Source organism: Endozoicomonas sp. ALE010 (assembly GCF_049310165.1).
Classification (GTDB): domain Bacteria; phylum Pseudomonadota; class Gammaproteobacteria; order Pseudomonadales; family Endozoicomonadaceae; genus Endozoicomonas.
In genome coordinates this window covers 1-10,930 of record NZ_JBLYNV010000100.1, presented here as the reverse complement: position 1 = coordinate 10,930, position 10,930 = coordinate 1, and the positions used below count along the sequence as shown (strand labels likewise).

At 46.4% G+C, this 10,930-nt stretch carries 9 protein-coding genes and 1 pseudogene; 6 read left to right on the top strand and 4 right to left on the bottom strand.

Annotated features, from left to right (window positions below):
* On the bottom strand, positions 1-2,072 hold a 2,072-nt coding region (locus ACO6UY_RS23090; RefSeq protein WP_422491430.1), incomplete at its 3' end, for a hypothetical protein.
* 111 nt (positions 2,073-2,183) lie between these two features.
* Here ACO6UY_RS23090 and ACO6UY_RS23085 point away from each other — a divergent pair.
* Positions 2,184-3,272 carry a hypothetical protein gene (locus ACO6UY_RS23085; protein ID WP_422445547.1) on the top strand — a complete coding sequence of 363 codons (1,089 nt, stop codon included), beginning with the start codon at positions 2,184-2,186 and terminating at the stop codon, positions 3,270-3,272.
* On the opposite strand, the gene ACO6UY_RS23080 is transcribed toward ACO6UY_RS23085, so the two are convergent.
* Together ACO6UY_RS23080 and ACO6UY_RS23075 are read right to left on the bottom strand one after the other, a co-directional pair.
* Entirely contained in the window at positions 3,244-3,570 is a 327-nt protein-coding gene (locus tag ACO6UY_RS23080) for a hypothetical protein (RefSeq protein ID WP_422445549.1), read from the bottom strand. The two genes, ACO6UY_RS23085 and ACO6UY_RS23080, sit on opposite strands and share 29 nt — an antisense overlap.
* A gap of 448 nt (positions 3,571-4,018) precedes the next feature.
* Entirely contained in the window at positions 4,019-4,204 is a 186-nt protein-coding gene (locus ACO6UY_RS23075; RefSeq protein ID WP_422445551.1) for a hypothetical protein, read from the bottom strand.
* 135 nt (positions 4,205-4,339) lie between these two features.
* On the opposite strand from ACO6UY_RS23075, the gene ACO6UY_RS23070 reads away from it, so the two are divergent.
* Both ACO6UY_RS23070 and ACO6UY_RS23065 read left to right on the top strand, forming a co-directional pair.
* Entirely contained in the window at positions 4,340-5,497 is a 1,158-nt protein-coding gene (locus ACO6UY_RS23070; protein WP_422468196.1) for a hypothetical protein, read from the top strand.
* Positions 5,498-5,652: 155 nt separating this feature from the next.
* The gene (locus ACO6UY_RS23065) at positions 5,653-6,582 is read left to right on the top strand and encodes a hypothetical protein (RefSeq protein ID WP_422468194.1); all 930 of its coding nucleotides are present in this window, start codon (positions 5,653-5,655) and stop codon (positions 6,580-6,582) included.
* A gap of 571 nt (positions 6,583-7,153) precedes the next feature.
* Here ACO6UY_RS23065 and ACO6UY_RS23060 read toward each other — a convergent pair.
* On the bottom strand, positions 7,154-7,303 hold the full coding sequence (locus ACO6UY_RS23060; protein WP_422445557.1) for a hypothetical protein: 150 nt from the start codon (positions 7,301-7,303) through the stop codon (positions 7,154-7,156).
* Positions 7,304-7,892: 589 nt separating this feature from the next.
* Here ACO6UY_RS23060 and ACO6UY_RS23055 point away from each other — a divergent pair.
* From ACO6UY_RS23055 to ACO6UY_RS23045, 3 genes and pseudogenes are all read left to right on the top strand, one after another.
* Entirely contained in the window at positions 7,893-8,369 is a 477-nt protein-coding gene (locus tag ACO6UY_RS23055; protein WP_422445559.1) for a hypothetical protein, read from the top strand.
* Positions 8,370-8,577: 208 nt separating this feature from the next.
* Positions 8,578-8,984 (top strand): annotated as a pseudogene (locus tag ACO6UY_RS23050) (hypothetical protein); the annotation flags it as partial.
* A gap of 233 nt (positions 8,985-9,217) precedes the next feature.
* A complete protein-coding gene (locus ACO6UY_RS23045) occupies positions 9,218-10,405 on the top strand; it encodes a hypothetical protein (RefSeq protein WP_422491429.1) in 1,188 nt (395 codons plus the stop codon).
* Positions 10,406-10,930: the final 525 nt, after the last annotated feature.

Genomic DNA, 10,930 nt, shown 5'->3' with positions numbered 1-10,930 from the left:
TGTGCAATGGCCGTAATGGTATTGCCAGTAAAGGTTTGAACTTTGGGTACATTGGTGACCTCAACCTCCCTGATACGACCATTGCCACCATAAGTTCTTACCCGCCATTCTGGATAGTTGTAATTCTCCAATGCCAGAATGGTAAACGCCCCGGTCTGGTAATTAATGCTGCCGGTTACTCCCCGCCAGCCACCCGATGTATCATCGCTGATCTGTTTGGCAACGTTTCTGGTGGACTGGTAGGTTGTCCAATCATCTTCAAGTCTTGCACCGTTGGGTACATTGGACAGCTGCTTAACCAGAAATTGCAGCTGGATAGAACCGGGCAATAAAGGCGCTCCGGGTATGGTGCCGCTCATTACGCCCAGATTGTCCACCGTAACAATAACCTCGCCACCAGCACTGGTGCCTTCTTCATAAGTCAGCTGTATTTCGGTTCCGCTATCAGGCAGGTTGTCCAGCTTAAAACTCAGCTCGCCGGGAGCGTAATGAATAGCGCCGCTGCCATCGCCCGTCAGCAGGCCATTGCCCTGATCAGTCAGGGTTTTATTACCACCGGATGAAATATACGTCACAGTCATGGAACCGGGCTTGATACCGGGCTTCTGAACAGTATGCCGGAAGGTCATATCATCCACCGGCACCGAGCCGGTTCTGATCGTCACCTCATCATCATTCTGAGCCACATAGCTGAGAACAATGGCACTGTCTGGATCGGGCAAAGCATCGAGGGTAATTGCCGCCGAGCCGGTTGCAAAGAGGATGGTGCCAGTTCCAGAACCAGTCATCTGTCCATTACCGGAATCCCGGATATCCTGCCATTTGCCGAGGGCGATATAGCTGACCACCAGCGTCCCCGGCCTTGGCTTGGCCTCGGCCATATTCAGGGTGTAGTTGAAGCCCCGGTTCTGGTTTGTGATTGGGATAGCACCACTGATCGCTGAGCCCGTCATTCCCACCGCTGGCTGATAAGTCGCATTACCGGAGGCCGAAAGAACTCCGCTTACTCGCCAGACGTTTACTTCCCCAAGGTCATAATCCACGGTCATCTTGGTGTAATTGTTGGTGCCGCTTTTATGGATCAGATTGCCTGTGCCGTTATCTTCAAAGGTGCCGCCATCCACCGAAAGGGTCAGGGTTCCGGGCAAAAATCCCCGCTGCAGATAGGTGCGGCTCTGGGTGCCAGTGATATGAACAAAGCGACAACTGACTGATCGGTTACTGGCCGAAGTCGCCACCACGGTCTTGCCGGTATAGCCGCCATATTGATCCAGTAATGGGCTTTCGACCTTGGCACTCGGCACCAAAGGCGCATAAACACTCTCAGCCTTTACCTTAAGGTCACCTGCGGTAATATTGGCACTCATAGACTGGATGCCATAGTAACGGCTGGTATCGGCTATCTGCGTTTCCTGAATGCGGCTGGTTTCTTCCTCTGGCTCCCCCGGCACTGGTGGCGCTCCGACAAAGGTCGTCACCAAAGGAGCGCTGATCTCCATTTCCACTTTCCGCCGGGTAAAATCTATATACTCCTGCCCGTTGTTATAGGTAAAAGACTCAACGGAATAATCAACGGCAGTAATACGGATGAACTGGCTGACTGTCTCATCTGGCGTTGTCAGCTTATAGACCTCGCCAATTTCAGGAACCGCCGATTCCTCTCGCTGATAGCCGACAACGGATCGCTGCCCTTCCAGCTGATCGCCCACCAGCTCCCACGATGCCTTAAGGCCCGGAACCACATAACTCTCGATCCGGTCTCTGGCATCGAGACGCTCGTCAGTTTGGCTGTCAGTATTGAATAACAAGACAGAAACATTCTGATCCTTGGGAGGCTCGGTCAGGATCAAATGGCCTCCAAGGTAAATGTCATTGTTGTCGGTGCTGATCCCGATAAACGCCTTACGCAAAGCCACATCACCAATGGTTCGGTCAATCCGGGAAATGTCTTGAAAGAGATTATTGACGTTGCCATCAATGACCTCGTTACCGGTCACTCGACCGCCACCGTCTTCTTCATCGGTGAGGCGCTGACTTTCGAAGAGTTTTACGTCACTATTAGTAATCGCCATAGCAAATCCTTATGCTTGGTTGACATAAATAAATGTGAATGAGTGGCGAAAGGGAGGAACTTTTATAAGAAAGCGTGGTCTTAATCTGTAATTCGATAGTTCAATAATTCAATGAATCTAATCAATCAACTTCCTTCATTCGATGCTTCTTTTTCTTATCTTTGTTCCAGTGCATTAGGCTTGGTAGATCAAGAACAGCAATTTGGTACAACCGAACAGCAGCCTATTTATCAGGGCATACCAGTTCAAGCGCTGACCCCCATTTCTATCTACAATAGCGGACCAGATACATATCAAAATGAAGCTAATCATTCTAACTCATTGATTAAATACCACATTGAATCTCTAACAAACTTCGATTCAGAAAACGCTTCTGAAACAGGTATTCAAGAGATACCACAATCTATTCTTGATAAATATGTTCCTTACCAGAATGATTATGAACACGTTAAAAATCCATTATTACTAACACCAGGTACTCCCTTTCAGCAGATAATATCGTGGGACGAGCTTGAAATTAGAGAGCAAACAACAGCGAGTCATACAAGCTCAGGTTTACAGTTAACTAATCTTCCTGCCGGAATTCATAGTTCACAAGATTTACGGCCAGTTGCTGTCGTTAATCCGTTATGCATGCACCAAGCGACAAGTGATAACCAAACAACCCAGGCAGAAGTTAATGTTGATAGCAGTTCTTCACTTGCCGAGCGCAAAAGAGAGCGCCAAAGGGAGCCTCGCAAAGATCCCGCTTACCTCAAGCGCCAAAGGGAACTCAAAAGGGAGCTTCGCAAAGATCCCGCTTACGCCGAGCGCGAAAGGGAGCGCAAAAGGAAGCGCTACCAGACAGATCCCACTTACGCCGAGCGCGAAAGGCAGCGCAAAAGGGAGCGCAAAAGGGAGCTTCGCAAAGATCCTGCTTACTTAGAGCGCGAAAGGGAGCGCAAAAGGGAGCGCTACCAGACAGATCCCGCTTACGCCGAGCGCGAAAGGGAGCGTAAAAAGCAGCATCGTCAGTCAGTCAATTCAGCTAAAAACTCCGGTGATTTACCACTGACTTCTAATTTAACTGAAACGACCCAGAGTTCCAGTAAAAATTCAGAAGGTACTGCCCCCCACTTTTCAGTCGTCAAGCTGAAGGAATATTTACAGTCCCGATCGCCCCCACTCAGCCTTAGTGAACGGTTAGCAATCGAAGGGTAAGAAGGTATTGGTCGCTATCGTCCGGGTAGGCAAACGGCATAAGCTGTTGTGCCTCAATGGGAGCCCCGTTTGACCGATCAAAGATAACGGAAAACTCCCTGTTATCTGGGAGCCTCAACGTCATTGTTTTACTAACCGCCTTGGAGAGAGCAAAGAGGCTCTTGACCGTCAGCCGGGAAACCCAACCGGCCTCGCCATTACCAGAAAGAACAATAGAACGGCCATGAACTAACTGGCCTTCCTGTACCAATAAAGCCCCGGCCAGGCTGCGTCGGTGGTTTGCTCTACCGGGTTCCATTCAAATTCATTGATCCAGAGCAGATCATCTGGAAGAGTAATGGTATCCAGTTGCATCAGACCGTCCTCATACCTGCATTTTTCAGGGCATCCAGCAGTTTGGTTTCATCCCCCGGTGTTACCCCAACATTCACATCGCCCCCCGGATATTCGAGCCGGATAATACGCTGCGGGGTTTGTAAACGGTGCGTGGGGTAGATAAGTCTGCGCTCCCCTGGCAGTCTTTAAGAGCTTGCGTTCTCTCATTATTAGCTTGCCTCCTCCGGCTCACCGGGAACGGGAGATGCCCCAATAAATTTCGTCACCAAAGGTGCGCTAATCTGCATTTCCAACTTTCGCCGGGTAAAATCGATATACTACGCTCCAGCGAAATAGGTAAAAATCTCAGTGGAATAATCAACGGCTGTAATACGGATGAACTGACTGACTGTCTCATATAGCGTTGTCAGCTAATAGACCTCGCCAATTTCAGACACCGCCCATTCCTCCCGCTGATAGCCGACAACGGCACCCTGCCCTTCCAGCTGATCGCCCACCAGCTCCCATGATGCCTTAATGCCCGGAACCAAATAACTCTCGATCCGGTCTCTGGCATCGAGGCGCTCATCGGTTTGGCTGTCAGTATTGAATGACAAGACAGAAACATTCTGATAGCCATAGCAATTCCTTATGCTTGGTTGACATAAATAAATGGTGAATGAGTGGCGAAAGGTAGGAACTTTTATAAGAAAGCGTGGTCTTAATCTGTAATTCAATAGTTCAATAATTCAATGGATCAAATCAATCAACATCCTTCATTCGATGCTTCTTTTTCTTATCTATTTTCCAGCTCATTAGGTTTAGTAGATCAAGAACAGCAATTTAGTACCACCGAACAGCAGCCTATCTATCAAGGCATACCAGTTCAAGTGCAGAACCCTATTCCTATTTACAATTGCGGACCAGATATATATCAAAATGAAGCCAATCATTCTAATTCATTGATTCAATATAATATTGAATCTCTAACAAACTTCGATTCAGAAAACGCTTCTGGAACAGATATTCCAGAGATAGCACAATCTATTCTTAATGAATATGTCTCTTACCAGCCTAATGATGAATCCGTCAAGAATACATTATTACTAACACCAGGCACTCCCTTTCAGGAGCAAATATCGTGGGACGAGCTTGAAATTAGAGAGCAAACAACAGCGAATCATACAAGCTCAGGTTTACAGTTAACTAATCTTCCTGCCGGAATTCATAGCTCACAAGATTTACGGCCAGTTGCTGTCGTTAATCCGTTATGCATACACCAAACTACAAGTGATAATCAAACAACCCGGGCAGAAGTTAATGTTGAGGGCGGTTCTTCACTTGCCGAGCGCAAAAGAGAGCGCAAAAGAGAGCGCAAAAGGGAGCGCCAAAGGGAGCGCAAAAGGGAGCTTCGCAAAGATCCCGCTTACGCCGCGCGCGAAAGGGAACGCGAAAGGGAGCGCAAAAGGGAGCGCTACCAGACAGATTCCGCTTACGCCAAGCGCCAAAGGGAGCGCAAAAGGGAGCGCTACCAGACAGACCCCGCTTACGTCGAGCGCGAAAGGGAACGCCAAAGGGAGCGCTACCAGGCAGATCCCGCTTACGCCGAGGGACAAAAGATCTATATAAAGACCTACCAAAGAATCAAAATACAAACCTCCAACAAGAAAGAAGCTAAAGAGCAAGCTGTGATCGCAAGAGAGCGGTATCTTCAGTCAGTCAATTCAGCTAAAAACTCAGGTGATTTACCACTGACTTCTAATTTAGCTAAAGCGACCCAGAGTTCCAGTAAAAATTTAGAAGGTGCTGCCCCCCGCTTTTCAGTCGTCAAGCTGAAGGAATATTTACAGTCCCGATCGATCCCTCTCGGCCTTAGTGAACGGTCAGCAATCGAAGAAAGAGATTATTGATGTTTCCATCAATGACCTCGCTGCCAGTAAGCCGACCGCCACCGTCTTCTCCTTATGCTTGGTTGATATAAATAAATGGTGAACGAGTGGCGAAAGGGAGGAACTTTTATAAGAAAGCGTGGTCTTAATCTGTAATTTGATAGTTCAATAATTCAATGGATCAAACCAATCAACCTCCTTCATTCGATGCTTCTTTTTCTTATCTTTGTTCCACTGCATTAGGTTTAGTAGATCAAGAACAGCAATTTGGTACCATCGAACAGCAGCCTGTTTATCAAGGCATACCAGTTCAAGTTCTGAACCCTCTTCCTATTTACAATTGCGGACCAGATACATATCAAAATGAAGCTGATCATTCTTATTCATTGAATAAATATATTATTACATCCCTAACAAACTTCGATTCAGAAAACGCTTCTGGAATAGATATTCCAGAGATACCACAATCAATTCTTGATGAATATGTTCCTTACCAGCGTGATTATGAACCCATTAAAAATCCATTATTACTAACACCAGGCACTCCCTTTCAGGAGCTAATATCGTGGGACGAGCTTGAAATTAGAGAGCAAACAACAGCGAATCATACAAGCTCAGGTTTACAGTTAACTAATTTTCCTGCCGACATTCATAGTTCACAAGATTTACGGCCAGTTGCTGTCGTTAATCCGTTATACATGCATCAAGCTACAAGTGATAACCAAACAATCCGGGCAGAAGTCAATGTTGATGTCAGTTCTTCACTTGCCGAGCGCAAAAAAGAGCACCAAAGGGAGCGCTACCAGAAAGATCTCACTCACGTCGAGCGCCAAAGGGAGCTTCGCAAAGATCCCGCTTACGTCCAGCGCGAAAGAGAGCGCAAAAGGGAGCGCTATCAGACAGATCCCGCTTACGCCGAGCGAGAAAGGGTGCGCAAAAGGGAGCGCTACCAGACAGATCCCGCTTACGCCAGGCGTCAAAGGGCGCGCCAAAGTGAGCTTCGCAAAGATCCCGCTTACGTCCAGCGAGAAAGGGAGCACAAAAGGGAGGTCCAAAGGAGCTTCGCAAAGATCCCGCTTACGCCGAGGGACAAAAGATCTATATAAAGACCTACCAAAGAATCAAAATACAAACCTCCAACAAGAAAGAAGCAAAAGAGCAAGCTGTGATCGCAAGAGAGCGGTATCTTCAGTCAGTCAATTCAGCTAAAAACTCAGGTGATTTACCACTGACTTCTAATTTAACTGAAACGACCCAGAGTTCCAGTAAAAATTCAGAAGGTACTGCCTCCCCGCTTTTCAGTTGTCAAACTGAAGGAATATTTTCAGTCCCGATCGAACCTATCTCACCCTGAGTGAACGGTCAATAATCGGAGGGTCATAAGGTATTGGTCTCTGTCCTCTGGATAGGCAAACGGTAAAACTTGCTGTGCCTTTAAGGAATAGTCCCGAAATAACTTCCTCATTTCGCCCAGTTTCAGGGATAGCTCTATAGTTCCATTTTGGGAGAATTTTATCTAACTGAATGGTCACGTTCGTTGAGAGTCTTGTAGAACTTGATCATCTGGATGGCGACTTGCGGGGAGTAATGGCTCAAGGTAGCTTCCTGTACTTCGTGGCGCTGAGGCCATTATCTCAGTTTTATAGCCTCAGGGGAAACCGGGAAATTATTTCGGGACTATTCCTTAGTAAAGGTCAGCAATCGAAGAAAGAGATTATTGATGTTTCCATCAATGACCTCGCTGCCAGTAACGCGCCCCCCACCGTCTTCCACATCTGTGAGGCGCTGACTTGCGAAGAGTTTTACGTCGCTATTAGTAATAGCCATAGCAATTCCTTATGCTTGATTGACATGGATATAAGGTTAATGAGTGGCGAAAGGGAGGAACTTTTATAAGAAAGCGTGGTCTTAAACTGTAATTCAATAACTCAATAATTCAATGGATAGACCAACTTCTTCTCAATTAAGTCCAGCCCCTAATGGCCTTTCTAATATTCCAAGCATATCTTTAGCTGAATCTGGTGCAACAGGTCAGGTTTTCTCCCGAATGGTTACTGAAGTTGGACTACCTGTAACTAACCATGACATGACTGACCAATCTACAAGTTCAGATAATCAAGGATATTTAAATCATAAAAAAAAATGGTTGAAAGATTTCGCTGTACAAAATCAAACTGGCTATAACGATTCTCCTGCAATTCCAGTAGCTATACTACTGGAAAATTATCAGGTTGCAGAATATGACCCTGAAAATAAAACTTTTTCGATATACTCCATAACAAAGGGTGTTCAATCAATCTCGCAAAACTCAACAGATGTTGATACCAAACTTAATTCACCCATCCAAATTCCTAAACAAGACGGCATTGGTAATTTCTCTAAATCTACAGCGCCGATTGCGATTATTACCCGACGATTGAAAAGTGAACATCTTCAACAATATATATCTCCTGCGATTCAAGACGAAGAAGCTGTTGATGAAAATTCTTCACATATTGAATGCCAAAGGGAGCTTCGCAAAGATCCCGCTTACCCCGAGCGCCAAAGGGAGCGCAACAGGGAGCGCCAAAGGGAGCGCTACCAGACAGATCCCGCTTATGCCGAGCGCCAAAGAGAGCGCAACAGGGAGCGCCAAAGGGAGCGCTACCAGACAGATCCCGCTTATGCCGAGCGCCAAAGGGAGCGCAACAGGGAGCGCCAAAGGAAGCTTCGCAAAGATCCCGCTTACGCCGAGCGCGAAAGGGAGCGCAAAAAGGAGCGCTACCAGACAGATCCTGCTTACGCCGAGCGCGAAAGGGAGCGCCAAAGGGAGCGCTACAAGACAGATCCCGCTTACGCCGAGCGCCAAAGGGATCGCCAGGAAGCGCTACCAGACAGATCCCGCTTACGCTGAGCGCCAAAGGGAGTGACAAAGGGAGCTTCGCAAAGATCCCGCTACACCCAGTGCCAAAGGGAGCGCAAAAAACCTTATCATCAGTCAGTCAATTCAGCTAAAACTCAGGTGAGTTACCACTGACACAGACTGGTGTTTATTGTACATTTGCAAAAAGTCTTTATAGAGCAAATACACCTGCTCAGCCTGTCGCAGCATTTCAGCCTCAACTTTCTTTGCCCAGGCCTTGCCAGAAGTCTTGTCTGGAAAGGATAAACAAACATTTATCCGTCGCTATACCGGAGAAATCGAGAAAATCAAAAAACAGTACCCTAATGCGACATACGTTGGAGTAGCTGATGGAGCCCCGGATAACTGGACGTTCCTTGAGCCTTTTGTCTCGTAGCAGGTGCTGGATTTTTACCATGTCCCTGAATTGGTTCAGGCGTCACTGAAGCAGCTTGTAAAATATTGGTGAAGCAGCGAATGTGTCGGTCAGGAATGCGTTGGAAGGAAGAAGGAGCTTCCATGCTGCTTACCCTCAGAGCATTGGTCTGTTCATCCGGTCACTGGGAGTGTTTCTGGAAGAGAATGAATCAATACGGCTTCCCAATTGCTCATAATCTTCAGAGCTAACATCAATCAGGCTGAACACCCGATCCGATCTCTGGCATCGAGGCGTTCGTCGGCTTGGCTATCGGTATTGAATAACAAGACAGAAACATTCTGATAGACATAGCAAATCCTTATGTCTGGTTGACATAAATAAAGGATAATTTGTGAAAGAGAGGAACTTTTATAAGAAGGCGTGGTCTTAAGATGTAATTCAGTAATTCAGTAATTCAGTAATTCAGTAATTCGATAATTCAATGAATCAAACCAATCAATTTCCTTCATACGATGCTTATTTTTATTATCTTTGTTCCAGCGCATCAGGTTTATTAAATCAAGAACAGAAATTCGGTGCCACCGAACAGCAGCCTATTTATCAAGGCATACCAGTTCAAGTGCTGAACCCTATTCCTATTTATAATAGCGGACCAGACACATATCAGAATGAAGCTGATCGTTCTTATTCATTGAATCAATATAATATTGAATCTCTAACAAACTTCGATTCAGAAAGCGCTTCTGGAACAGGTATTCAAGAGATACAACAACCCATTCTTAATGAATATGTTCCTTACCAGCATGATTATGAATCCGTTAAAAATCCATTATTACCAACACCGAGTACTCCCTTTCAGCAGCTAATATCGTGGGACAAGTTTGAAATTAGAGAGCAAACAACAGCGAATCATACAAGCTCAGGTTTACAGTTAACTAATCTTCCTGTCGTAATTCATAATTCACAAGATTTACGACCAGTTGCTGTCGTTAATCCGTTATGCATGCACCAAGCTACACGTGATAACCGAACCACCCAGGCAAAAGTTAATATTGATGGCAGTTCTTCACTTGCCGAGCGCAAAAGGGAGCGCCTAAGGGAGCGCCTAAGGGAGCGCCTAAGGGAGAGCAAAAGGGAGCGCCTAAGGGAGCACCTAAGGGAGCTTCGCAAAGATCCCGCTTACGCCCAACGCGAAAGGGAGCGCCAAAGGGAGCGCTACCAGACAGATCCCGCTTTCGCCGAGCGCCAAAGGAAGAGCAAAAGGGAGCGCTACCAGACAGATCCCGCTTTCGCCGAGCGCCAAAGGAAGAGCAAAAGGGAGCGCTACCAGACAGATCCCGCTTTCGCCGAGCGCGAAAGGGAGCGCCAAAGGGAACTTCGCAAAGATCCCGCTTACGCTGAGGGACAAAAGATCTATATAAATACCTACAAAAGAATCAAAATACAAACCTCCAACAAGAAAGAAGCAAAAGAGCAAGCTGTGATCGCAAGAGAGCGGTATCTTCAGTCAGTCAATTCAGCTAAAAACTCAGGTAATTTACCACTGACTTCTAATTTAACTGAAACGACCCAGAGTTCCAGTAAAAATTCAGAAGGTTCTGCCTCCCCGCTTTTCAGTTGTCAAACTGAAGGAATATTTTCAGTCCCGATCGAACCTATCTCACCCTGAGTGAACGGTCAGTAATCGAAGGGTCATAAGGTATTGGTCTCTGTCCTCTGGATAGGCAAACAGTAAAACTTGCTGTGCCTCTAAAGGAACACCGTTAGACCGTTCAAAAAGATAACAGAGAACTGCCGACTATCTGGGAGCGTTAGAGTCATCGTATTATTGGCCGCTTTAGAGAGAGTAAACAGGTTCTTAACCGTCAGCCGGGAAACCCAACCAGCCTCACCATTGCCAGAGAGAATGATTGGCCAGCAATTCCCGCTAAATTGATTATGGTCAATAATACCAAAGCTTTTAGACAGATCCGGCAGTTCTGAAATCGCAGAATATCAGGTAAAATATCCTGCATTACATGACTACTGTTGTTTACTGTGCCTCCATCTAATCGAAAGACAGTTGCCGAAAAACTGATCAGCATCGTTTCTAAAGAAGCTGCAAAAATACCGGATTTCCGACCAAGGAAGAGTCAGGATGCAATCCCGCTTCATGATGCGATCATGAGCGGCCTTGCCGTCATGCATTTGAAGT

Bases quoted from the DNA above. Each gene is read 5' to 3' on its own strand.
- ACO6UY_RS23045 (WP_422491429.1), top strand. From the start codon at position 9,218: ATGAATCAAACCAATCAATTTCCTTCATACGATGCTTATTTTTATTAT.
- ACO6UY_RS23085 (WP_422445547.1), top strand. From the start codon at position 2,184: ATGAATCTAATCAATCAACTTCCTTCATTCGATGCTTCTTTTTCTTAT.
- ACO6UY_RS23065 (WP_422468194.1), top strand. From the start codon at position 5,653: ATGGATCAAACCAATCAACCTCCTTCATTCGATGCTTCTTTTTCTTAT.
- ACO6UY_RS23060 (WP_422445557.1), bottom strand. From the start codon at position 7,303: ATGGCTATTACTAATAGCGACGTAAAACTCTTCGCAAGTCAGCGCCTC.
- ACO6UY_RS23070 (WP_422468196.1), top strand. From the start codon at position 4,340: ATGGATCAAATCAATCAACATCCTTCATTCGATGCTTCTTTTTCTTAT.
- ACO6UY_RS23080 (WP_422445549.1), bottom strand. From the start codon at position 3,570: ATGGAACCCGGTAGAGCAAACCACCGACGCAGCCTGGCCGGGGCTTTA.